The organism is Ewingella sp. AOP8-B2-18 (assembly GCF_052376015.1).
Classification (GTDB): Bacteria; Pseudomonadota; Gammaproteobacteria; order Enterobacterales; family Enterobacteriaceae; genus Ewingella; species Ewingella allii.
The window spans coordinates 339,977-363,195 of record NZ_JBQSVB010000002.1 but is presented as its reverse complement, the minus strand read 5'-3'; the positions used below and the strand labels follow the sequence as shown (position 1 = coordinate 363,195).

Sequence of the window (23,219 nt, the reverse complement as noted above, 5' to 3'; positions counted from 1 at the left end):
AACAGAGGACGGGATAGAATGCTTGCGATGTTTGTTCGGGAAATAGCGCGAAACAGACAGAATTCGGCGAATTTGACGCAATTGATGAGCGATTGTTGGAAATGGACAAAATCTGGCGCAAAGGTTACGGGGTGGAGATACCACCGGCGGCCCCGCAGTTAGTGGCCCGTAGTCATTTTTACAGCAATCAGTCTCGCGAGAACTGGCATTCTCACTCCGCCGCGCAGCTGCTGTTTTGCACCCAAGGCGTGATACGCGTCCTTACCCCGCAAGCCTCGTGGACCCTCGGCCCAATGCGCGCTATCTGGCTGCCGTCGGACTGCCAGCACGAGCTGCACGCCCTTGGCGACATCACCACTTTCAGCCTGTATCTCGACCCGCATACCGCAAGCTCATTGTGGTTAAAATGCCGCACTTTGCAAGTTAGCCCTCTGCTCAATGAACTGGTGCAGGCGCTGCTGGTCGGGCAGTCCGCCACGCCGCCGAACGCCGCCCGCACTGCTCTTATCACCCCGTTATTGCTCGACGAGTTGCGTCAGGCACAGAACAGCACGGTGTGTAATTTGCCGCTGCCGACCGACCGCCGCCTGCGCAATATCTGCGAGCTGATGCTGGCGACGCCGGAAAATAATGACACGCTGGAGCTGTGGGGTAACAAGGTGGGAGCCAGTTCGCGCACCCTCGCCCGGCTGTTCCGCGAGCAGACCGGGCTGACTTTCGCCCAGTGGCGCCAGCAGCTAAGACTGGCGGAAGCCGTAGGCCAGCTGGCTCAGGGCCAGACGGTGATGGCTATCGCCAATCAGCTGGGTTATCACAGTCCCAGCGCCTTTATCTCGATGTTCAAGAAGTCGCTGGGAGACACGCCGCAGCGCTACCTGCGCGCGTGAGCCTTCAGAACCTTTTATCCGTCACTCAGTAAAAATGAGTATTAAGCGTTTTTAACCGTTCGTGATATTTAACTATTCGTGATAAAAATATTCATTCGAATAGTTACCCCGCTATTAATACCAATAATTATTGTCTGGTCATCGGCAGGATTTTCCCTTTGCCGCTGTCAGCAACATAGTGGCTTTTTAGGAACTGACTATGCCCCCACACCCCGTTAACTCGGCGTCATTACTGCAACACCGCTCATTTGTTGCCTTCTGGATAGCCCGTGCGGGCTCCAGCTTTGGGTTCCAAATCTTATCAATCGTGGTCAGTTGGCAGATCTATTCGATCACCGGCCGCGCCTTGGATCTCGGCCTCATAGGCCTCGCGCAGTTCTTGCCGTCGGTGACGCTGGCACTGGTGGCGGGCCACGTCGCGGATCAGTTTGACCGTCGGCGCATTGTGCTGCTGGGACAGATTGTCGAATGGCTGGCGATAGCCACGCTGACCGGGCTGGCTTTTACCCAGAACATCAATGAAATCAGTATCCTTGCGCTGATTTTTATCATTTCTACCGCGCGAGCCATGGAAGCGCCTTCAATGCAGTCCATGCTGCCCGCGCTGGTGCCGCCATCCATGCTGGCACGCGCCATGGCCGCGAATGCGGTGGCTGGGCAAGCGGCGGCCATGGTTGGCCCGGCGATTGGCGGTTTTTTGTATATTGCCGGTTCGGGTGCCGCCTACGCGGTATGCGCCGCGCTGTATCTGCTGTCGATTGTGATGGTCAGCCGCTTACAGTATGAGCAGGCACAGCCGAAGCGCGTTCCAGCCACCTTCGCCACGCTGTTTGCCGGTATTCGCTTTATTCGCAATCGCAAAGACGTGCTGGGCGTGATTTCCCTCGACCTGTTCGCCGTACTGCTCGGCGGCGCCACCGCGCTGTTGCCAATCTTCGCCAAAGATATTCTGCACACCGGCCCTTGGGGGCTTGGCCTGCTGCGCGGCGCTCCGGCGGTGGGTGGGCTGCTGGTCGGCTTCTGGCTTAGCCGCCGGGCGATGACCCGCAACGTCGGCATGATTATGTTTATGTCAGTGGCCGGTTTTGGTGTAGCAACCCTGATATTTGCCCTGTCGAGCACCCTGTGGCTGTCAATTATTGCCCTGTTCTTCCTCGGCGGATTTGACATGGTGAGTATGGTGATCCGCGGCGCGCTGGTGCAGCTCGACACGCCGGACGACATGCGCGGGCGCGTCAGCGCGGTAAACTCGATATTTATCAACACCTCAAATCAGCTGGGCGAATTTGAATCCGGGCTGTTGGCCGCCTGGCTGGGGGCCGTTCCGGCCGCCGCGCTCGGCGGCGTGGGCACTATTATCGTGGTCGGCCTGTGGATGGCATGGTTCCCAAGCCTGCGTAAAAGGCAAAAGCTGGAGAATGAGAAGCCAGAAGAAAGCTCGGTAGCCCAGCCTGCCTCGGTCTGACTGAGCGCTATATAAAGTAAAAGGCCCTGTCGTTGCTGACAGGGCCTTATTTATTTGGTGCTTTTACAGCGGCTTATTTGCTTTCGTTGGCTTTGATTTCGCCCATCGCTTTCAGCTTTTTAGACATCTCGCGGCGTTCTTTTGACAGGTCAGCATTACGGATGATGTAGTCATCAACGCGATCTTCATAGTCGCCGCGCATGCTGGCAATAATCGCCTGAATTTCGTCGATGCTCATACCCTGTTTGATGTAATCGCTCAGGTTGTCGAGCAGCAACACACGTTTCTGGTTATCACGGATTTTCTTTTCGTTATCAGCAATTTCGCGTTGCAGTTTGTTCTTGCGGCGGAAAATTCGTACGAACTCCAGTACGTCATGGAAACTCGGCTTGTTGATATTGTCCATTTTAACACCTTCGATTAAGTTACACAGATTCAGTGACTGACTGCCCGGAACGTAGGTTACAGCGTAGCAGGAAAAGCCTGCGCGTTCAGAACGAAAGTCCAATAGGTTTATCTTACCCGTTTTCATGGGCAGACAAAAATGCCATCACGCTTTCTCCAGCGGATTGGCGGGAATTTGCACCTCTTCCTTGCGCATGGTCATGGTTATCAGATCCCCCAAGGCCTGCAATTGCTCGGCAACTTGCATGCTCAGCCACACATAGCCGTAGATTGGCGCTTCCAAGTGCTGGCTGGCGTTCATCTCTTGCATCAGCTGTTTCAGCTCTTCCACTGACTCATTCAACTGATGATTAAGCGCGCCTTCATCACCTTTCGTGCCATTGAGCAGCATATCACTGAGCTTTTCCAGCGAGTCGAGCATCAGCAACTGCGCGCTGCGCAGGCTGCGGGCATTGAGCATCAGATAGTGGCTTTCGCGGGAACTCCAGTAGGCATCTGCCAGTAATTCTAGCGTACACAACAGGTTACGGCTTAAGGTCTGGATGGCGTCAAAGACTTCGCGCGGGATATGCGACTCTTTGCTGGCTGGCGCAAACAGCGCGCGCATCTTCACCATCTGGTTCATGGATTTTTTCAGCTTGCCTTCCAGATGCGGCCTTTCCAGCATGTTCGGCGACAGCCAGGCGCTATAAAGCTTATTCAGCGAGGTCAGGTAATCCGCCATCTGCATGCGCCAGTGAATAAAGGCGCGCTGCGGGTAGATACTGGCGAAGAACAGCGCCAACAAGGAGCCGAACACCACGTCCCCCGAACGCCACAGCGCGGTGTGCATGTCCCCCGGCCCCGCGCCGCAGACCACCGCCAGCGTTACGCCGATCAGCAACGCCATGTAGGGCCGCTTGCCGAGGGTCAGATAGCCACTGACGAACATCACCACGCCGCACCACATCAGCATTAAAGGCAGAGAATAAAGTTCGAGCCAAAGCGCAATCAGCCCGGACGCCGAGCCAAAAACCGTGCCCGCAATGCGCTCCGCCACGCGCTGTAACACATTGCCCCAGAAGGAGATCGGCCCCATCACCACCACTAAGGTGATCAACGGCCAGGTGCCTTCGGGGATCTCCGTCAGGCGCACAATCAGGAAGGTCAGAATGAACGCCAGCGCGATCCGCAGTGCGTGCGTGATGCGGTAATTGCTATAAATCACGTTATCCAGCGGCGAGATTTTCTTGTCCAGACGCATGCGGTGCCCATTCTAAAAGCGGAAGAATCGATGGCGGGTAGTTTAGCCGAGTTGTGGTGGGGGATCACTGCGGTTTTACTGGGGTTGAATCAAACTTTAGTCGAATATCCAGCACATGCCGAAGCTTGACAGATTTCCCCATGACATCTGGCCGTCGAATGGTATCCTTAACGGCTGTTTGCTATGCCGCAACATCACTTTTCGCCGCGATTAAGGGTCAATTCCGCAATGTCAGACAAGCCGCAAAAAACCTTCTATTTTCATGACTATGAAACCTTCGGTAAGAATCCGGCGCTGGACCGCCCTGCGCAGTTCGCCGGTGTGCGCACCGATGAGGATTTCAACATCATTGAAGAGCCGCTCGTGATTTACTGCCGCCCGTCTGATGACTATTTGCCTGAGCCTGAAGCCGTGATGATAACCGGCATTACGCCGCAATTGGCGCTGGAGAAAGGGTTGAGCGAGGCAGAGTTCAGCGCGCAGATCCACCAAGCCTTTAGCGTGCCGGGCACCTGCATTGTGGGCTATAACAATATCCGTTTTGATGATGAAGTCAGCCGCAACATCTTCTACCGTAACTTCTACGACCCTTATGCCTACAGCTGGCAATATGGCAATTCTCGCTGGGATCTGCTCGACGTCATGCGCGCCTGCTACGCCCTGCGCCCGGATGGCATCAACTGGCCGGAAAACGACGACGGTTTCCCGAGTTTCCGCCTTGAACATTTGACTAAAGCTAACGGCATTGAGCATGAAAATGCCCACGACGCGATGGCTGACGTTTACGCCACCATTGCCATGGCTAAGTTAGTGAAACAGGCCCAGCCGCGACTGTTCGCCTTCCTGCTTGAGCATCGTAATAAGCATAAAATCAATGCGTTAATCGATATTCCGGCCATGACGCCGTTGGTTCACGTTTCCGGCATGTTCGGCGCGGCCCGTGGCAACACGGCGTGGATTGCGCCGCTAGCGTGGCATCCGGAGAATAAAAACGCGGTGATTGTCTGTGATTTGGGTGGCGATATGACCCCACTTCTCGAGCTGGACGCCGATGCAATGCGCGAACGGCTATACACCCGCCGCGAAGCCCTCGAGCCGGGCCAGTCGCCCTTGCCCATCAAACTATTGCATATCAATAAGTGCCCAGTAGTAGCTCCCGCTAAAACGCTATTGCCCGAAAATGCTGAGCGTTTGGGCATTGATCGCGAGCGTTGCCTGCAAAATCTGCAACTGTTGCGCCAGAATACCCAAGTCCGCGAAAAAGTGGTGGCCTTGTTCGCCGAAGCCGAGCCGTTTAATGGCTCCGACGACGTCGATGCCCGACTGTACGACGGTTTCTTCAGCGACGCCGACCGCGCCGCGATGCGCATTATTCTGGAAACCAAACCGGAAAATCTGCCAGCCCTAGATTTAACTTTTAACGATTCACGCATCGAAACGCTGCTATTTCGCTATCGCGCCCGCAATTTCCCCACCACCCTCACCGACGCCGAGCAGCGCCGCTGGCGTGAGCATCGTCAGGAAAAACTCAACGCCGAACGCGTGCAAGATTACGTGTTGCAGTTAGAGTCGCTGTACAACTTGTACGAGGATGATGCCGAGAAAACCGCCCTGCTGAAGGCGCTGTTTGATTATGGGAAGGGGTTGGTGGCGTAACGGTAGGGTTACGCTTTCAACTTCAACTTCAACTTCAATTTCAACTTCAACTTCAACTTCAACTTCAAAACCGTGGGCTCGCCGCCCACAATAGCCTTTAAGGTCAAAACCGTGCGCTGCCGCCACACCGGCCTTGAAGGGCGCCTATCGCCGCGCCCCTCAAGACTCCCCGGCTCTTTCACTGCGCGCTTCGCTCGTAGAAGTGGACATGTTTCAGGGGCTTAGGTTCACACCGCAAAATGTCGCCGCTTAGGCGGTACCTTCGCCACGGGATTCGAGCCTTGGGTCTCGAACCTCTCGCTCAGCGCCATTTTTGACTGCGGTTTTGAGCATCTCGGTCGTGCCGTTTCAGAGGTTTTCAGATTTTTGAAGAGTTTGATGGAAAGGTTCGGTGTAAATGCCAGTAGGTCGCGTTCAGAAGTGACGCCGAATGAATGGTTCGAGACCAAAGGCTCGAAGCCTGAAATTCGGGAACCGCCTAAGCGGCGGCACTTCGCGGCGAACACAGTGGCTGCTGAAACATGTCCATTCCAACCCTGCGCAGCCTCGATCTTCCAGCAATAAAAAGCGCGGGAGTCCAGAGGGCGCGCGCTTACGCGCCTTCTGGGCCAGTTTGCGTGGCAACGCAAGGTTTTGGCGGTGTGGCGGCAGCACACGACCTTGACCTTAAAAAACAGTTTGCGTGACAACGCAAAGTTTTGACCTTAAAAGAAAGTTTCCTGCCCTTTCCAAAGGGCAAAAAAAAGGACCCTTGCGGGTCCCTTTCAAATTTATGCTTCTGGAGCGATTTCGCCACTCATCTGCGGTGGCTGCTGGCGGAAGAAATTGGTGATAAAGGCTAAATAACCTAAACCAATTGCGCCCCAAACCAGACCCAGCGTCATTGAGCTGGCTTCAAGGTTCAACCACAGCGCGCCGACGGTCAGGGCACCAATCACTGGCAGAATCAGATAATGCAGGTGATCTTTGAAGGTCTTGTTCTTCTGCTCACGAATGTAGAACTGCGAAATAACCGACAAGTTCACAAAGGTAAAGGCCACCAGCGCCCCGAAGTTAATCAACGCCGTTGCAGTCACCAGGTCAAAGGTTACAGCGGACATTGCCACTACGCCGACCAACATCACGTTGAAGGTCGGGGTACGCCATTTTGGATGCACGTAGCCGAACAGTTTTTCCGGGAATACGCCATCACGGCCCATCACGTACAGCAGACGTGAAACACCTGCGTGTGCCGCCATGCCTGACGCCAATACCGTCACGCAGCTAAAGCACAGAATCACTGACTGGAAGAACTTGCCTGCCACATACAGCATAATTTCAGGCTGTGATGCGTCCGGATCGTGAAAACGCGAGATATCCGGGAAGTACAATTGCAGGAAGTAAGACACCACGACGAAGATGATGCCGCCAATCAGCGCAGTCAGGAAAATCGCTTTCGGAATAACTTTACCGGCGTTCGGCGTCTCTTCAGACAGGGAACTGATGCCGTCAAAGCCCAAGAACGAGAAGCACAGAATCGTTGCCCCGGTGATCATCGGCACCACGTGTGCGTTCTCACTGAAGAAAGGTTTCGTACTTGCCAGCGTCCCTGCGCCCTCACCCATGTAAACGCCACGGATAAGCAGACCCATGAACACCACCATAATGGCGACCTGAACCACAACGATGATGCTGTTGAGGTTAGCAACAACCTTGATGCCACGCAGGTTAAAGGCCGTCATCATCGCCACCAGCGCGGTCACGAAAATCCACGACGGTACGCCCGGGAAGATAGCTTCCAGGTAAATTTTCGCCAACAGGATGTTGATCATCGGCATGAACAGGTAGTCCAGCAGGGATGACCAGCCAACCATAAAGCCGACGTGCGGGCTGATGGCTTTCTGTGCGTAAGTATATGCAGAACCCGCAGACGGGAAGCGGCGAACCAGCTTGCCGTAACTTACCGCAGTAAAGAGTACCGCGATCAGCGCGAAGATATACGCCGTTGCCACGTGGCCGTCAGTCAGACCGGACACAATGCCAAAGGTATCGAAAATGGTCATCGGTTGCAGATAGGCCAAACCCATCATCACAACCTGAACCAAAGTCAGGGTTTTACGCAGCTGTACGCGATTGGTTGCCGGAGCGGCAGAAGAGACATTAGCAGACATGGCTCAGCCCTCCCTGATTTGCATGCATAGGACGTGTAAACGTCTCCGTGCGCAAAGTACAGGGAAAACTTCGTGTTGAATAACCAGAGAACGGAGGATTGAGCTTCACATCGTTGTGCACGCAAGTGAAGGCTGAGCGTTGTTGGCCGCAGCTGACAAAGAGACCGGCGGGTACCGGTACTGGTTTAAAGTATTGCCCCATCATGCATTTCCTCATAGTGGCGACCGTTTATTGATTTGGGGTCGCACACGAACCTGGTTATCTATCCGGATCTGGGTCCGGCCTCTGTTGAATTTAGTTTGTGTAACTCACAATGCAAAAAAAATAACCGGCGCCTTTAAGCGTCGGTTATTCTGCATGTGGCGTATTTTGCACTAAATCGAGGGCCGATGACAAGATTTTGAAGCCCTCAAATGCAATTTCTTTCTATGCGTTGAGTCTGGTCAATAAATAATCGATATTTGTTCCAGCCTCATCAGCACCTTAGGCATTGCGCAGCATCCAATCAATTTCTGTTTCAGTCACTCGACGCTCGAACTGTAACAATTCATCGGATTTACACGCGTGATACACCTGTGAGAAACGCTCCCCAAGATATTTCTTCAGCGCGCCCTGCTCGTCAAAGGCTGCCAAGGCATCACTCTGACGAATAGGTAACGGAATACCTTCCTGCTCCAGACCATTACCCGTGACGGGTTCCGGCAGAGGCAGTTCATTGTCAAATCCATGTAACATCCCGGCAAGTACAGTTGCCACTACCAGATACGGGTTGGCATCGGCACCGGCAACGCGATACTCCACGCGGTGGTCAACGGCACCGCTACACGGCACGCGCAGCGCCACGGTACGGTTGTTATGCCCCCACGACGCCTGCGTTGGCACATACATGCCGGGCTGGAATCGGCGGAAAGCATTGACGTTCGGCGCTAAAATCGCCATTGACGCAGGCATCAGCTCAATCAAACCGGCCAGTGCGCGCTTCATTAACGCAGAGTCTTCCGACTCGGTGCCAGCAAACAGGTTCTTGCCATTATCATCCAGCACGCTGATATGAATGTGCATGCCGCTACCGGCGTAATCATCGTAAGGTTTCGCCATAAAAGTGGCTTCCATCCCATGATTTTCAGCCACCAATCGCACTAAACGCTTGAGCGCCAGCGCGTGGTCACAGGCCCGCAGGATGTTGTCGCTGTGGTGCAAGTTGATTTCGAACTGGCCGGGAGATGACTCCGCCACCGCGCCATCGGCCGGCAGACCTTGCATTAGAGCAAGGCGATCGATATCGTTGAGAACGTCGGCGAAATGGTCGAGATTATCTACCGAATAGACCTGAGTATGAATACTTCGCTCAGTGGTCCCCGGGTTACAAGGCGGCTGAATAAACCCTTCCGCATCTCGCTGCTTATCGAGCAGATAGAACTCCAACTCTACCGCTACCACCGGGAATAATCCTCGCTGGCGCAATGTTTGCCATAGGTGATTCAGCACATTGCGGGGTTCAACGTCAAAGGGAGTGCCATCTTCGTCAAGCATGGTCAGCAACAGCTGAGCAATATGCTCTGGGTCCGAAGCGGAGGGGGTTAATGTTCCGGGGATAGGGAGACAAATGCGATCCGGCTCGCCTAGCTCTTGGCCAAGGCCCGCCTCTTCCACCACGTTGCCAAGAATATCCATAGCAAACACGGAGGCAGGGAAGTAACAGCCTTTTTCGACTTTAAGCAGAGTAGAGACGGGAATGCGTTTTCCGCGGAAGGTACCATTTAAATCGGTAAGAAGAACATCGACATGCAGAGTAAGTGGGTGACGTTCCAGGTATTGGTTAACTTCATCCTGGAACGCGCTGCTTCGCTTCTCTTCGCCGTGTGCTGCGAAGTCTTCAACTTCGGAACTATTCGATTCAAGAATTAAGGTTTGCATAAAATTTCCACCGTTTGCCTCAAGTTTGAGGCGGATATTGAGGCGACCACGACACCACCATGATGCCCCGCCTTTACTACATCACTGCGAACTTCTTAATGCAACGGCACTCTCAGATCATATAAGGGGCACACCTCATTCCTCGAAGACATATTTGTCTCAATATTAACCCTAGACCCATCAGAATTGTTTTGCAACAGCAACAATTCCTTTACATATAGGTTTGAAAAAGCAACTCCCCGCTGCTAATTTTAATGGAATAACAGCCAAAAAATAGGCAACAAAACGCGATAAGGCGCGGATTTCTTTCCCTTTCGACCACTCAACGAGGCGGTAAAATGAGCACCATATTTTCCCAGGCACCAGCCAGAAAAGAAGAGAGCTACAGACCGATCATTGGGGTCGTCATGTGTGCCAATAGCATTGATGAGAACCCGGCACTGACCGTACACGAGAAGTATCTCGACGCGATTTTCAACGCCAACGCCATCCCCGTCTGTCTGCCACACGAATTGGCCTCACGGGAAGGCGCTATCGAGGAAGTGTTAGCACGTCTCGACGGCATTTTCCTCACCGGCAGCCCGAGCAATGTCGAGCCGCACTGGTATAACGAAGACGGTATCGAGGAGCTGGCCGATCCGGGGCGCGACAAGCTAAGTATTGCGCTGATCCGCGCGACCTTAGCCCAAGGCATCCCCCTGCTTGCCGCCTGCCGTGGTATGCAGGAGTTGGTGGTCGCCACCGGCGGCAGCCTGTATCGCAAAGTGCAGGAAGAGCCGGGCTATATGGATCACCGCGAGGACACCTCCCTCTCCCACGACGAGCAATTCGCGCTGGTTCACCCTGTTAACATCGAGCCGGGCGGCCTGCTGGCAGAGCTTCTGCCCGATTATCAGTCTTTTCAGGTGAACTCACTGCACGGCCAAGGCGCGAAGCGTCTGGGCGCAGAGCTCAGCGTCGAGGCCCGCGCACCGGACAATCTGGTGGAAGCCGTCAGCGTGCGCAGCCACCCCTTCGCCCTCGGCGTACAGTGGCACCCCGAGTGGCACAGCTTGACCGACGCCGTGTCTCGTCAGCTGTTCGAATCCTTCGTCGCTGCATGTCGGAAGTATCATCGGGGGTAGAGATATCCCCGGGTTGGGCCCTGCTTAAGTCAACTTCAACTTCAAAACCGTGGGCGTCGGCCCACACCGTTTAAGGTCAAAACCGTGCGCTGCCGCCACACCGGCCTTGAGGGGCGCCTATCGCCGCGCCCCTCAAGACTCCCCGGCTCTTTACTGCGCGCTCCGCTCGTTGGGCGGACGTGTTTCAGGTACTTCAGTTATCCACCGCAAAATGTCGCCGCTTAGGCGGTGCCTTCGCTTCAGGCTTCGAGCCTTTGGTCTCGAACCGTTCGCTCAGCGCCATTTTTGACTGCGGTTTTGAGGCATCTTGGCCGTGCCGTTTCAGTGGGTTTGGTTTTGGGATTGTTTTTTACGGATTGGATGGAATGGTTCGGTGTAAATGCCAGTAGGTCGCGTTCAGAAGTGACGCCGAGGGAGTGGTTCGAGACCAAAGGCTCGAAGCCCGAACTGAGGGAACCGCCTAAGCGGCGGCACTTCGCGACGAACACAGTGGCCGCTGAAACACGTCCATTCCAACCCTGCGCAGCCTCGATCTTTCAGCAGCAAAAAAACGCAGGATTCCAAAGGGTTTCGTTTAAAACCCTTTGGGCCAGTGTGGGCGGCGAGCCCACGACCTTGACCTTAAGAGCGGGTTTGGGCAGCCAGCCCCAAAGCCCCCCAATATGGCTAAATGTTCAATACATTTCTATTGCCACTTTCTCGCTATTGATAGCTAAATTCCTTCGTTTATATCCATTTTAAAAAGGTTTGTTATAGAACCACTACTTTAGTTCTAAAGCCGTCACGGCGGACTTTGGTGGTGCTCACTTGCCAATAATAAAAAGGGTATATCCATGCAAAATATTCGCCGTTTGAACGCGGTTTCCCGCGCTCTGGCTTTAGGGCTTTTATTAACTACCACCAGCGCGGCTATGGCCGCTGACGGAACGCCAGTTCAGGGCGGAACCCTGATTTATCTTGAACAGCAGGCTCACACCAACTTATATCCACCGGCGGGCGGCTTCTATCCGAACGGCGGTATTCTTAACCAAATTACCGATAAGCTGACTTACCAGAATCCGGAAACGCTGGCGATTGAGCCGTGGATCGCCGAGTCATGGTCTTTCAATGCGGATAAAACCGAGTACACCTTTAAAATTCGTCCGGGGGTTACCTTCTCTGACGGCACGCCGCTGGATGCCAACGCCGTGGCGAAGAACTTCGACACTTACGGCTTAGGCAATAAAGAGCATCACCTGCCGGTGTCCGAAGTGATCAACAACTATGACCATAGCGAAGTGGTTGACCCACTGACGGTGAAATTCTTCTTCAAGAAATCCTCGCCGGGCTTCCTGCAAGGTACCGCCACCATTGGCTCCGGCTTAGTGTCGCTGAGCACGTTAAACCGCGATTTCGACTCGCTGGGCGATGCCACCCACATCATCGGCTCTGGCCCCTTTGTGGTCAGCAAAGAGACGCTGGGGCGCGAAGTCGATTTAACTGCGCGTAAAGACTACAACTGGGGGCCGAAAAACCTCAAACAGCAGGGCCGCGCTAACCTTGATGGCATCAAAGTGATTGTCACTAATGAAGACAGCGTGCGCATTGGCGCACTGCTGGCGGGTCAGGCTGATTTTATTCGTCAGGTTCAGGCTTACGACGAGAAACAAGCCAAAGACCAAAACTTCCCGATTTACGCCGCGCCGACTAAAGGCGTCAACGACGGCATCGCCTTCCGCCCTGATAACGCCTTGGTTTCTGACCTGCGCGTGCGTCAGGCGCTGCTGCACGCCACCAACTCTAAACAAGTAGTCGACACCCTGTTCTCCCCTAACTATCCGCAAGCCACTTCGGTGGTGGCTAAAACCGCCGCGGGCTATGTGGATTTGAGCAACAAACTGACTTATGACCCGGCGCAGGCCAAAAAGCTGTTAGACGAAGCAGGCTGGAAAGCCGGCCCTAACGGCGTTCGCCAGAAAGAGGGCAAAACTCTCGCGCTGACCGTGTATGAATCCCTGCCGCAGCCGCAGAACAAAGAGGTGCTGCAGCTGGTTTCCCAGCAGTGGGGTCAGGTCGGCGTGAAGCTGAATATTCTGGCGGGTGACGCCGGTAGCCGCGTGGCGGACAACCTCGACCCAGAGAAAACTGCCGCCTACGTGGTGGAAGTGGGTCGCGCCGATCCGGACGTGATTAAAAGCGCCTTCTACCCGACCAACCGCGACGTGCTGCTGCAAAAAGGCGGTTCAAGCAGCAAGGTGAAAAGCTTCCGTGACGACAAACTCAACGACCTGCTGACGGCGGTTTCTGCCGAAGTCGACCCGAAAAAGCGTCTGGCGCTGACCGGCGACGTGCAGAACTACCTGTTGGATCAGGCCTACGTCATTCCAATTTTCGAAGAACCGCAGGTGTTTGCCGGTGCTCCCTACCTCAAAGGCGTGAACTTTGAAGCCGTGGGCCGCCCAAGCTTCTACGGCGCATGGTTGGAAAAGCATTAACAGGCAGGAGTAGACAATGAGCCGATACTTTAGTGGTCGCATCGGGCAGGCAGTGCTGGTGCTGTGGGCGGCGTTTACCGTCTCCTTCATCCTGCTGCAAGTGCTGCCGGGTGACGCCATCCTTATCAAATTCCAGAATCCCGATATGGGACTCAGCCCGGCGCAAATCGCGGATATGCGCGCGGTTTACGGAGCAGATGTGCCCATCTGGCAGCAATATCTGCATACGCTGGGCAACTTCCTGCGCGGTGATCTGGGCTATTCGATTCAGGCGGGCGTGCCGGTGACGGAGCTGCTGAGCAGCAACTTCCCGCCGACGCTGCGACTGGCGGTACTCGGTTTTATCTTGGCGGCGGTGGTGGCGGTGGCCATCGCCTTCCTCTCCAGCCTGCTGCACTTCGGCTGGCTGAAGTCGGCACTCCAGTCATTGCCGTCGCTGTTTATTTCGATCCCAACCTTCTGGCTCGGCATTGCGCTGATCCAGTTCTTCTCTTTCCACTTACGCTGGATCCCGGTGATTAACCCGGGCGAATGGGTCGGGCTGATTCTACCGATCGTTACGCTGGCGGTGCCGATTTCAGCCCCGCTGGCGCAGATTTTGATCCGCAGTATCGATCAGGTGCAGACCCAGCCCTTCGTGGCCGTCGCCCGTGCCAAAGGTGCGTCGCGCAGCGGCGTGTTGTGGCGTCACGTTGCGCGTAATGCCCTGCTCCCTGCCCTGACCATTGCCGGATTGCTGTTTGGCGAGCTGATTGCCGGGGCACTGATCACCGAAACCGTCTTCGGCCTTAACGGGCTGGGGCAACTGACCCAGCAGGCGGTCAACAATCAGGATGTGGCGGTATTACAGGCGATTGTGGTTATCTCCGCCGCCGCCTTTGTTGGCATCAACTTGCTGGTCGACTTGGTTTATCCGTTACTGGATCCGCGTCTTAAATCCACTGCCGGAGCGCACGCATGAGTAGCTTACCCATTGAGCAGTTAGGTCAGGAGAAGACACGCCTCGCGCCTCGCCCGAAAACCCGCAGCGCCCTGTTCACCCGCGTTAAGCCGGGGCTGATTCTGGCCTGGGCGGTGATGATCGTGGTGATTTTATGGGCCATCGCGCCGGGGCTGTTCACCTCTTATAGCGGCACGGAAGGCATTGCCGGGGCGCAGCGTCTGGCACCTCAGGCCGGACACTGGCTGGGCACCGACCAGCTGGGCCGCGATGTCTACGCGCGCATTGTTTACGGCGCGTCGCACTCGCTGTCCGGTGCGCTGGTTGCCGTGGCGCTGGGGCTGGTACTCGGCACCGCGTTCGGGCTATTCGCCGGCGCAGTTGGCGGCTTTGCCGATACTCTGGTGATGCGCATTGTTGACGTACTGCTGTCGATCCCCGGCCTGCTGCTGTCGCTTTCGGTGATTATTCTGCTCGGCTTCGGCACGGTTCACGCGGCAATCGCCGTCGGCGTCACCTCGATTGCCAACTTCGCCCGCCTTGCGCGTTCAGAAGTGGTGCTGGTGCGCCACAGCGATTATGTCGAAGCGGCCTATGGCAGCGGCGGTACCTTCTTCGCGGTGCTGTGGCGGCATATTTTGCCCAACTCGTTGACCGCCGTGCTGGCCTTTTCCGCCCTGCAATTTGGCAGTGCGATTTTGGCAATTTCCACCCTGAGCTTCTTGGGTTACGGCACCCCGCCGCCAACCCCGGAGTGGGGCCTGCTGATTGCCGAAGGGCGTAACTACATTTCCACGGCATGGTGGTTAACCACCTTCCCCGGCGTCGTGGTGGTGTTGGTGGTGCTTTCCGCCAACCGTATTAGCCAATCTTTCCGCAGGAGCCGTCGATGAGCCTGAATGTCAGCTTTAACCGCACCGCCGCCGAGCAGCGCACGCCGGTGCTGGCGCTGGAAGACGTCTCCATTGCTTACAGCAGCGGCACGCAGAGCCAGCGCGTAGTGCACAACGTCTCCTTCTCGATTTATCCGGGTGAAGTGGTGGCGCTGGTCGGCGAGTCCGGCTCGGGCAAAACCACCACCGCGCAGGCGATTATCGGCCTGTTGGCGGAAAACGGTCATTTGCAGGAAGGGGCGATCCGCCTCAATGGCACCGACATCAGCCAGTGGTCGCAGCGCCGTCTGGACGCCCTGCGCGGCGCGCGCATTAGCCTCATTCCTCAGGACCCGACCAGCTCGCTCAATCCGGTGAAGACCATCGGCGCGCAGGTGGCGGAAATTTTAAACATTCACCGCCGCCTGCCGCGCAAGCAGCGCGACGAGCGCGTGGTGGAACTGCTGGCTCGCGTTGGCCTTTCCCACCCTGAGCTGCGCGCCAAGCAGTATCCGCACGAGCTGTCCGGCGGCATGAAGCAGCGCGTGCTGATTGCCATCGCCATTGCGCTGCAACCGGCCTTAATCATTGCCGACGAGCCGACCAGCGCGTTAGACGTCACGGTGCAAAAACGCATTCTGGACCTGATTGACGAGCTGCGTCAGGAGTTCGGCACCGCCGTGCTGTTCGTCACCCACGACCTCGCGGTGGCCGCCGAGCGCGCCGACCGCCTGCTGGTATTTCGTCACGGCAAGGTGCAGGAACAGGGCATTACCGCCGAGGTGCTTAGCGCGCCGAAAAGCGAATACACCCGCCAGCTGTTCGCAGATGTCCCTGCCCTCTCCGGCAGGCATCGCGCATCACTGCGCGCTACTGGCGGCGAAGCGATTTTGCGGGTTGAAAATCTGGTGAAGGACTTCTCACTGGGCGGCAAAGGCAAACCGGCTTTCCGCGCCGTGGATAATGTCTCCTTCACTATCGCACGCGGCACCACCCACTCGCTGGTTGGGGAGTCAGGCTCTGGCAAGACCACGCTGGCGCGTATCCTGCTCGGCTTCCAGCGCCCGGATTCAGGGGCGGTGTTAATCGACGGGCAGGATATTACCCAGCTGAAAGGCGAACCGCTGCGCCAGCTGCGTAAGCAGATTCAGCTGGTTTATCAGAACCCGTTTGCCTCTCTCGACCCTTCGCAAACGCTGTTTAGCGTTATTGAAGAGCCGCTGCTGAACTATGAACCTATTGCCGCCGACGAGCGCCGCCGCCGGGTGCACAGTATTGCCCAGCGGGTGGCGCTGCCGCTGGAACTGCTCAGCCGTAAGCCGCGCGAACTCTCCGGCGGCCAGCGTCAGCGCGTGGCTCTCGCCCGTGCGCTGATCCTCGAACCGAAGATTCTGGTGCTGGATGAAGCCACCTCGGCGCTGGACGTCACGGTGCAGGCGCAGATCCTCAGCCTATTGCAGGAGTTGCAGGACTCCCTCGGCCTGACCTACCTGTTTATCTCTCACGACCTCGCCACCGTCAGGCAGATTTCGCACAGCGTGTCGGTGCTCAATCGCGGCCAGCAAGTGGACTCCGGCGACGTCGAATCGGTGTTTGCTCATCCGGGCAGTGATTACACCAAAGAACTGATTAATGCGATCCCGGGCAATGGCCGTCATCGCGCTGCATAACTGAACAGCGTTAAGGAATTGAAATGAGTACAAAACGTCTTGGCTTTTTTACCCGTTTATTGGATGACGCCAGTCCGCAAGAGCGCTATCGCTTAGCCACTGAGCAGATCGTTTTTGCTGAACAGCAGGGGTTTGACGCGGCATGGGTGGCGCAGCACCACTTCCACGAAGCCGAGGGCGGCCTTCCCGCGCCGCTGGTGTTTCTGGCACAGGTTGCGGCGCACACCCGTTTCATCCGTCTGGGCACCGGGGTAATCACGCTGGCGATGGAAAATGCGCTGCGCGTGGCCGAAGACACCTCGGTGCTGGATTTGCTCTCCGGCGGGCGTCTGGAAATTGGCTTAGGATCGGGCGGCACGCCGACCTCATTCCCGCCATTTGGCTTGGAAAGCAGCCAGCGCGGCGCGGTATTTAGCCACAACCTCAACACATTGTTACAGGCGTGGCGCGGCGAGCCGCTGGCTGGAACCGATAACCGTTTATACCCGGCTGCGCCTCAGCTGGTGAACCGCGTCTGGCAAGCCACGTTTTCCGTTGAAGGCGGCACGCGCGCAGGCTTGGCCGGTGATGGCCTGATGCTGTCACGCACCCAGCCGCGCCCGGCGGATGCGCCTAACCTGACGCTGGCCGAGATTCAAAACCCCATTATTGATGCCTACCTTGCCGCCCTGCCTGCGGGCGTCGAGCCGCGCATCATGGGCTCGCGCACCGCCTTTGTGACCGAAGACGGGGCCGAAGCGCGCCGACTGGCTGAGAAAGGCCTGCGCCGTCAGGCGGAGAACCATCGCGCCAATGGTCAGACGGTTCACGGCGACACCTTGGATGACCATATTAGCGCCTTTGACGCGCACATTGGCTCGCCGGATCAGGTGATTGCTTCCCTGAAACTGGACAGCGCGCTGGCGCGGGTGACCGACCTGTCATTCCAGGTTCACTCGATTGACCCGCCACACCCATACATTCTGCGCTCCATCGAACTGCTGGCCCGCCACGTCGCGCCAGAGCTGGGCTGGACGCGCCGCACGCCAAAATCCGTGACTTCACCTCTGCACGAACTTGTTTAAGGAAACGCCATGACTACCGCTCAAGATTTGCTCGACCAACTGGCTGTGATTGACGCTGGTTCAGAACTGGCGCAGGCGCGTGAAACTCGCGATGCCGCCACTCGTCACGCCCAAGGGAGCTACGAAACCATTTTTAGCGCCGACGACGGCGTGGATTTCACCTTGGCCGAACGTCTGTTGCTGGCTGAAAACGTCGCCCGCTGGCATAGCGACAGCCAGCTGGCTTCCCACTATGCCGAGCGCCTAAACGCCCTGCCCGATGAAGGCAACACGGCGCGTTTGGAGTCTGCACTCGACCACGGCGAACGCCTGAGCTTTAAACCGGCCAGCGCCACTGCCGCCCACTTACAGGCTTTGCAGCAGGCGGGCTGGTCATTAGACGCCATCGTCACCCTGTCGCAGCTGATTGCTTTTGTCAGTTTCCAGACGCGCCAACTGCGCAGCTATCGCCTGATTGGCGGCCATTCTGTGGAAAACGCCAGTGACCGGAAAGTCGCGGCGGGCCACTGGCGTCACGATGGCAAAACCCACAGCGGGCGCTCTGCGCCGAAGGTGTTTACGCAGGCCGAACTGGGCTGGGAGCCGTGGATCCCGTCGAAGAAGCTGGAAGAGTTTGATGCCGAACAGCAGGCGATTCTGGCGCGCTTCGGCCATACCGACTCCGACTATTTCCGCCTGTTAGGCCGCAACCTGCCGGTCCTTGAGCAACGCACCCTGACCGACAAAGGCATTTTCTACACCAGCGGCGGCCTGCCGCGCAAAGAGCGCGAAATCGCCGCCACCGTTGCCAGCAAAATCAACGGCTGTATCTACTGCGCCTCGGTGCATTCGCGCAAAGCCAGTCAGTTGTCCAAGCAGACCGAAGACGTGCAGCGTCTGATCGATACCGCGCCGGGCGGCATTCTCAGCGAGGGGCAGTCCCCGCGCTGGCAGGCGCAGATCGACTTCGCCGCTGCGCTCTCCGCCACGCCGCCAACCGCCAGCAGCGCCCATATCGCCCGGCTGCGCGAAGAGGGGCTGAGCACGCTGGAAATCGTCGACTTAGCGCAATCCACCGCCTTCTTCGCCTGGGCCAATCGCCTGATGTTAACGCTGGGGGAACCTTTTGATGACTGAGATTTCAACGCCGGAACAGGCAGTAGAAACGAAAACTGAGATAACGCCGCATCTCGACCACGCGGTGATTAACGTGGCCGGATTGCTGGATCACGCCCAGCAGCAATTCCGCCGCTTGGGCTTCCAGCTCACGCCGCGCGGGCATCATTCGCTGGGTTCGAGCAATCATCTGGCGATTTTCGGCGAGAACTATCTTGAACTTTTAGGTTATGAAGCCGCCAACGAGCACGCCCGCAAAGACCTGTGGCTCGCGCCGCTCGGCCTGACCGGGCTGGTTTGGAAAACGCAGGACGCCTCGGCGGTATTCCAGCATTTGCAGCAGCAAGACATTGCGGGCTCAGCGCCCGCCGATTTTTTCCGTCCGGTGCAGCTTAACGACGGCTCCGAGCCGAATGCGCGTTTTCGCACCGTGCCGCTCTCCGCCGAGCGCGTGGCCAATGGCCGTAGCTTCTTCTGCCAGCACATCACGCCGGAGCTGGTGTGGCGCACCGAATGGCAGCGCCACCCGAACGGAGTGAGTAATATCACCGGTTTCGTTATCGCGACCTCCGCGCCGCAGGAGACCGCCAGCGTTTATGGCGAGTTGTTCGGCGAGTCGGCGCTGAGCCACGGCTCGCAAGGTGAAGTGGAGATCAAAGCCGGGCGCGCCACGGTGCGTTTCATCCCCCCAGAGCGCGCCACCGCCCTGTTCGGCAAGATCCCCGAAGGGGAAAACGGCACGGCGCGCATGGTCGCGCTGGAGTTTGCCACCGCGTCGCTGGACTTGGTGAGACAAAGTTTGAAAGTCGGCGAAATTGCGTTTTCGGATACGCCGGAAGGCGTTGTGGTCAGAGCTGAAGATGCACTTGGGGTGGCATTACGTTTTACTGACTAGGCGAGTCGAGGGCGCTTTTAAATTCAACGTCAAAATCGTGCGCTGCTGCCACACCGGTCTTAAGGTCAACACCTTGCGTTGCCACGCAAACTGGCCCAGAAGGCGCGTAAGCGCGCGCCCTCTGGACTCCCGCGCTTTTTATTGCTGGAAGATCGTGGCTGCGCAGGGTTGGAATGGACGTGTTTCAGCAGCCACTGTGTTCGCCGCGAAGTGCCGCCGCTTAGGCGGTTCCCGAATTTCAGGCTTCGAGCCTTGGGTCTCGAACCATTCATTCGGCGTCACTTCTGAACGCGGCCTACTGGCATTTACACCATACCGTTTCAGTGGATTTTGACTTGCTCCCTTCCCCTTTTTCAGGGGGCGGAGCAGAACGTCGTTCTGACCTTCAAATTGATGAAAAGTCTAAACTAACTCCCACTCGCGCATCTGTTTTTTGATTTCTCTTGCCGAGGCCAGCCGGATTTTTGGCACTGTCCATTGTGCAAACTGCTTGGTATAACGTTGTCGATTTTTCGGTGTGACGAAAATGATGTGGTGGAACATGTCCCAGTTCAGACTGTCTTTGCCCCCTTCCAGAGCGCCGTAGCGATGTTTTTCGAACAATGTCCGATTGACGTAGCGCGCGACGCTTAATGCCGTAGACACATCCAGCACAATAATCCCCGTCGCTCTGGCGAGGCGCTGTGGCTGCAACTTCGAATAATTGCCGTCAATAACCCATCTTTCGCCTTTTATCTCTTCATCGTGAAGCGCGATGAATTCCTCCGTTGGCCGAGGCTGCCACTGAGTGTTAGGTAGATGATACAGCCGGTCGAGATGAACAATCTTCAAATCCAACTTCTTGCCGATGGCATCAGCAAGCGTTGATTTACCACTATTAGAAGGACCCAAAATACAGATTCGATGACCAAGATCAGACAGTTTCATGAGTACCTCAAAGAGCAACTGCTAAGCAAAAAGGGGCGGCATTATAAGCAACCCATTGCCAGCTTTCTACTTTGAAATAGAGAAGAGATAACACCAACCTAAACAGTGGCTGTCTGAAACGGCACGACTGAAAAGCCCCTAGACCGCAGTCAAAAATGACGCCGAGGGAGAGGTGAGAAACAACGAGCGGGGGGTATACGAGTTGGTCCGAACCCGAACTGAGGGCACCGCCTAAGCGGCGGCATTTTGCGGTGAACACCGAGGTTTCTGAAACATGTCCGCCCAACCAGCGAAGCGCGCAGTGAAAGAGCCCGGGGGTCCAGGGGGCGGTGGCGATAAGCCGCCCCCTGGTCGGTGTGGGCCGAAGCCCACGGTTTTGACGTTGAAGTTAAAACTTCACGGCAGGTCTGGGCAGCCGCCCATCAAAACTTATAATCAACCGCCACAAAGTATCGACGACCATCCTCGTTATAGCTGTAAGCATCACGATTCAAATCTTTATCCAGCAGGTTCAGCACGCCGGCGCGGATCTTCACGGCTTTGTTTACTTTGTATGAACCGCCGGTGTCCCACATGGTGTAACCGCCCGGCGTCGCGCCGTTGTCGGTCACGGTGCGGGTCTGGCCTTTCATGTTGGCAGTCAGATAAAGATTCCAGTCGTCCTGCGGGTTCCAGTCAAGGGTGGCGTTGGCGGTGTGGAACGGCAGCGTGTTGAGTGGCTTATTGCCGCCATTGCTCAAGTCGCGCCCGTCGTTGTAGGTGTAGTTAAGCTTCAGGCCGAAGGCTTCGCTTAACGGCAGCTTCAACTCCGTTTCCAGCCCGCGAATACGCGCTTTGTTGACGTTGTAATATTTGAAAATCGGATTGCCCGATTTATCAAAACCCACAAAGTTACTGTAGCTCGGTGCCTCCGCGCGGTCGCGGGTGCGGTTGATGCCAATCATGTCGTCAACGTCGTTCTGGAACACCGTGGCGCTGGCGGTGACATCTTCCAGCAGGCCCTCTTCGCCCGCATAGTACAGGCCAAGCTCGACGCTTTCGCTGGTTTCTGGCTTGAGGTCCGGGTTACCGACGATTTGACAGGCGCCGCGACAGGAAGCGCTGGTCCAGTCGGAGCTGAGTTGCAGCAGTGACGGAGCTTTGAACGCCGTGGCCCAGCCGCCTTTTACCGTCACGGTGTCGGTAGCGTTATAGACCAAATAAGCACGCGGCGACCAGTTCACGCCGTAGTTTTCGTGGTCGTCCATGCGCACGCCGCCGGTGAAGGCCAGATTTTCAAACATCCGCCATTCATCTTCGACAAAGATCGCATACTGGTTGGCCTGAGTACTGCCGCTGCCGGTCAGATTGATATTATCTTCCAGCTTGTCGTTGCGATACTCGCCGCCGAGGGTGAATAACTGATTGATTTCACCCAGAGGCACGACAATTTTGCCGTCCAGCGAGTTGTTTTTCGAGGTAATAGTGTCGCTGTTTTTATTCTCAAGATTTTCGCCGTAGAAGCGCAATTCGGTATTCGCCCAGCCCCAGCGACCATTGTGGCCTAGCGAGTAGTTTTCGCGCTCGAGACGGTTTTTATCCAGCGTGTCAGAATCGCGATCCTGACGGTTGAAACCGTAACCGAAGGTCAGATCCTGATTATCTTCCGGGGTCAGCGTGAATTCAGCATTGGCGTTGCGCATGGTGTAACCTTCAATGCGCGGCAAACCGGCTGAACCACTGGAGGAATCCGTCTGATCTTTCTCACGTTTTCCCAATGCGCCGTAGACTTTCACCCCGAGCATGTCGTCAATTAACGGGCCGCTGGTGAAGAAATTACTGTTATAGCTATCGCCGCGATCGCGGTGCTCCTGCACGGTGGTATCCGCACTTAAGGTGCCGTGCCAGGCTTTGCCGACTTTGCGGGTGATGATGTTGACCACGCCACCCAGCGCGTCGGAGCCGTAGAGCGAGGACATCGGCCCGCGCACCACTTCGATGCGTTCGATAGACTCTGTGGGGATCCAGCTGAGATCAAAATCGTTATGGCGGAATACGGCGTTGCGCGAGTTAACGCGTTTGCCGTCGACCAAAATCAGCGTATAGCTACTGCTCAGCCCGCGAATACTGACGCCTTGACGGTTGTCGCCTTCGCTGGTGAGCTGCACGCCCGGCACGTCTTTCAGGACATCTTTCAGGTTTTGTACCGGCTTTTTATTTAAATCATCGTGGGTGATGACGCTAATACTGGCGGGAGCATCTTTGAGGTTTTGCTGCACCGAAGAGGCGGTAACGACTATCTGATCCTCGTTATCCTTTGCCTCTTTAGCGTCGTCGGCAAACACCGGAAACGCTGCGGTGAACAGCTGTGCGCATAATCCGGCCTTCATTGCCGGTGTCCATGTAACCTTGACCATGTTGCATTCTCTCCATGAGATAAAATAACAAGCAAACT

The 23,219-nt window shown here is 56.3% G+C and carries 17 protein-coding genes; 11 read left to right on the top strand and 6 right to left on the bottom strand.

All coding sequences use genetic code 11. The features are described from left to right. Window positions 1–101: 101 nt before the first annotated feature. Together ACT3RR_RS05835 and ACT3RR_RS05830 are read left to right on the top strand one after the other, a co-directional pair. On the top strand, window positions 102–887 hold the full coding sequence (locus ACT3RR_RS05835) for an AraC family transcriptional regulator (RefSeq protein WP_496200061.1): 786 nt from the start codon (window positions 102–104) through the stop codon (window positions 885–887). A 199-nt stretch (window positions 888–1,086) separates the two neighbouring features. Beyond that, window positions 1,087–2,352, top strand: a complete 1,266-nt coding sequence (locus ACT3RR_RS05830; protein ID WP_496199929.1) for an MFS transporter — start codon at window positions 1,087–1,089, stop codon at window positions 2,350–2,352. Window positions 2,353–2,425: 73 nt separating this feature from the next. Here ACT3RR_RS05830 and tmaR read toward each other — a convergent pair whose 3' ends face one another. Continuing rightward, complete coding sequence (gene tmaR / locus ACT3RR_RS05825; protein ID WP_034791570.1) at window positions 2,426–2,758, bottom strand: PTS system regulator TmaR; 333 nt, start codon at window positions 2,756–2,758, stop codon at window positions 2,426–2,428. Window positions 2,759–2,902: 144 nt separating this feature from the next. After that, a complete protein-coding gene (locus ACT3RR_RS05820) occupies window positions 2,903–4,000 on the bottom strand; it encodes an FUSC family protein (protein WP_034791571.1) in 1,098 nt (365 codons plus the stop codon). Window positions 4,001–4,228: 228 nt separating this feature from the next. Here ACT3RR_RS05820 and sbcB point away from each other — a divergent pair, with 228 nt between their 5' ends. Further along, entirely contained in the window at window positions 4,229–5,656 is a 1,428-nt protein-coding gene (gene sbcB / locus ACT3RR_RS05815; protein ID WP_496199928.1) for an exodeoxyribonuclease I, read from the top strand. Window positions 5,657–6,426: 770 nt separating this feature from the next. Here the strand turns inward: sbcB and ACT3RR_RS05810 are convergent. Together ACT3RR_RS05810 and ACT3RR_RS05805 are read right to left on the bottom strand one after the other, a co-directional pair. Then, window positions 6,427–7,806: an APC family permease gene (locus ACT3RR_RS05810; protein WP_353502691.1), complete on the bottom strand. Its 1,380-nt coding sequence runs from the start codon at window positions 7,804–7,806 to the stop codon at window positions 6,427–6,429. Window positions 7,807–8,290: 484 nt separating this feature from the next. Continuing rightward, on the bottom strand, window positions 8,291–9,724 hold the full coding sequence (locus tag ACT3RR_RS05805; RefSeq protein ID WP_353502692.1) for a glutamine synthetase family protein: 1,434 nt from the start codon (window positions 9,722–9,724) through the stop codon (window positions 8,291–8,293). A 338-nt stretch (window positions 9,725–10,062) separates the two neighbouring features. Between ACT3RR_RS05805 and puuD the strand changes: the two genes are divergently transcribed. From puuD to ACT3RR_RS05765, 8 genes are all read left to right on the top strand, one after another. Then, window positions 10,063–10,848: a gamma-glutamyl-gamma-aminobutyrate hydrolase gene (gene puuD, locus ACT3RR_RS05800; RefSeq protein ID WP_353502693.1), complete on the top strand. Its 786-nt coding sequence runs from the start codon at window positions 10,063–10,065 to the stop codon at window positions 10,846–10,848. A gap of 833 nt (window positions 10,849–11,681) precedes the next feature. Further along, window positions 11,682–13,322 carry a TIGR04028 family ABC transporter substrate-binding protein gene (locus ACT3RR_RS05795; protein ID WP_496199927.1) on the top strand — a complete coding sequence of 547 codons (1,641 nt, stop codon included), beginning with the start codon at window positions 11,682–11,684 and terminating at the stop codon, window positions 13,320–13,322. Window positions 13,323–13,338: 16 nt separating this feature from the next. Then, a complete protein-coding gene (locus ACT3RR_RS05790; protein WP_353502695.1) occupies window positions 13,339–14,283 on the top strand; it encodes an ABC transporter permease in 945 nt (314 codons plus the stop codon). Beyond that, on the top strand, window positions 14,280–15,155 hold the full coding sequence (locus tag ACT3RR_RS05785; protein WP_496199926.1) for an ABC transporter permease: 876 nt from the start codon (window positions 14,280–14,282) through the stop codon (window positions 15,153–15,155). Before ACT3RR_RS05790 ends, ACT3RR_RS05785 begins: the two co-directional genes overlap by 4 nt. Beyond that, on the top strand, window positions 15,152–16,804 hold the full coding sequence (locus ACT3RR_RS05780) for a dipeptide ABC transporter ATP-binding protein (RefSeq protein WP_496199925.1): 1,653 nt from the start codon (window positions 15,152–15,154) through the stop codon (window positions 16,802–16,804). The genes ACT3RR_RS05785 and ACT3RR_RS05780 overlap by 4 nt, the downstream gene beginning before the upstream one ends. Window positions 16,805–16,827: 23 nt before the next feature. Next, entirely contained in the window at window positions 16,828–17,868 is a 1,041-nt protein-coding gene (locus ACT3RR_RS05775) for a putative FMN-dependent luciferase-like monooxygenase (protein ID WP_496199924.1), read from the top strand. 9 nt (window positions 17,869–17,877) lie between these two features. After that, window positions 17,878–18,984: an alkylhydroperoxidase domain protein gene (locus ACT3RR_RS05770; RefSeq protein WP_496199923.1), complete on the top strand. Its 1,107-nt coding sequence runs from the start codon at window positions 17,878–17,880 to the stop codon at window positions 18,982–18,984. Beyond that, the gene (locus ACT3RR_RS05765) at window positions 18,977–19,858 is read left to right on the top strand and encodes a VOC family protein (RefSeq protein WP_496199922.1); all 882 of its coding nucleotides are present in this window, start codon (window positions 18,977–18,979) and stop codon (window positions 19,856–19,858) included. Before ACT3RR_RS05770 ends, ACT3RR_RS05765 begins: the two co-directional genes overlap by 8 nt. A gap of 402 nt (window positions 19,859–20,260) precedes the next feature. Here the strand turns inward: ACT3RR_RS05765 and ACT3RR_RS05760 are convergent, their stop codons facing one another. Both ACT3RR_RS05760 and cirA read right to left on the bottom strand, forming a co-directional pair. Beyond that, window positions 20,261–20,785 (bottom strand): AAA family ATPase, encoded by a 525-nt coding sequence (locus tag ACT3RR_RS05760; RefSeq protein WP_496199921.1) that lies wholly within the window; start codon window positions 20,783–20,785, stop codon window positions 20,261–20,263. Window positions 20,786–21,207: 422 nt separating this feature from the next. Further along, window positions 21,208–23,181, bottom strand: a complete 1,974-nt coding sequence (cirA, locus tag ACT3RR_RS05755; protein WP_485901316.1) for a catecholate siderophore receptor CirA — start codon at window positions 23,179–23,181, stop codon at window positions 21,208–21,210. Between the last annotated feature and the right edge of the window lie 38 nt (window positions 23,182–23,219).

What these genes read in the sequence shown, in the direction of transcription:
- sbcB (WP_496199928.1), top strand. Translation starts at nt 4,229, where the DNA reads ATGTCAGACAAGCCGCAAAAAACCTTCTATTTTCATGACTATGAAACC.
- ACT3RR_RS05835 (WP_496200061.1), top strand. Translation starts at nt 102, where the DNA reads ATGGACAAAATCTGGCGCAAAGGTTACGGGGTGGAGATACCACCGGCG.
- ACT3RR_RS05785 (WP_496199926.1), top strand. Translation starts at nt 14,280, where the DNA reads ATGAGTAGCTTACCCATTGAGCAGTTAGGTCAGGAGAAGACACGCCTC.
- puuD (WP_353502693.1), top strand. Translation starts at nt 10,063, where the DNA reads ATGAGCACCATATTTTCCCAGGCACCAGCCAGAAAAGAAGAGAGCTAC.
- ACT3RR_RS05765 (WP_496199922.1), top strand. Translation starts at nt 18,977, where the DNA reads ATGACTGAGATTTCAACGCCGGAACAGGCAGTAGAAACGAAAACTGAG.
- ACT3RR_RS05820 (WP_034791571.1), bottom strand. Translation starts at nt 4,000, where the DNA reads ATGCGTCTGGACAAGAAAATCTCGCCGCTGGATAACGTGATTTATAGC.
- ACT3RR_RS05805 (WP_353502692.1), bottom strand. Translation starts at nt 9,724, where the DNA reads ATGCAAACCTTAATTCTTGAATCGAATAGTTCCGAAGTTGAAGACTTC.
- ACT3RR_RS05830 (WP_496199929.1), top strand. Translation starts at nt 1,087, where the DNA reads ATGCCCCCACACCCCGTTAACTCGGCGTCATTACTGCAACACCGCTCA.
- ACT3RR_RS05770 (WP_496199923.1), top strand. Translation starts at nt 17,878, where the DNA reads ATGACTACCGCTCAAGATTTGCTCGACCAACTGGCTGTGATTGACGCT.
- ACT3RR_RS05780 (WP_496199925.1), top strand. Translation starts at nt 15,152, where the DNA reads ATGAGCCTGAATGTCAGCTTTAACCGCACCGCCGCCGAGCAGCGCACG.
- cirA (WP_485901316.1), bottom strand. Translation starts at nt 23,181, where the DNA reads ATGGTCAAGGTTACATGGACACCGGCAATGAAGGCCGGATTATGCGCA.
- ACT3RR_RS05775 (WP_496199924.1), top strand. Translation starts at nt 16,828, where the DNA reads ATGAGTACAAAACGTCTTGGCTTTTTTACCCGTTTATTGGATGACGCC.
- ACT3RR_RS05790 (WP_353502695.1), top strand. Translation starts at nt 13,339, where the DNA reads ATGAGCCGATACTTTAGTGGTCGCATCGGGCAGGCAGTGCTGGTGCTG.
- tmaR (WP_034791570.1), bottom strand. Translation starts at nt 2,758, where the DNA reads ATGGACAATATCAACAAGCCGAGTTTCCATGACGTACTGGAGTTCGTA.
- ACT3RR_RS05760 (WP_496199921.1), bottom strand. Translation starts at nt 20,785, where the DNA reads ATGAAACTGTCTGATCTTGGTCATCGAATCTGTATTTTGGGTCCTTCT.
- ACT3RR_RS05810 (WP_353502691.1), bottom strand. Translation starts at nt 7,806, where the DNA reads ATGTCTGCTAATGTCTCTTCTGCCGCTCCGGCAACCAATCGCGTACAG.
- ACT3RR_RS05795 (WP_496199927.1), top strand. Translation starts at nt 11,682, where the DNA reads ATGCAAAATATTCGCCGTTTGAACGCGGTTTCCCGCGCTCTGGCTTTA.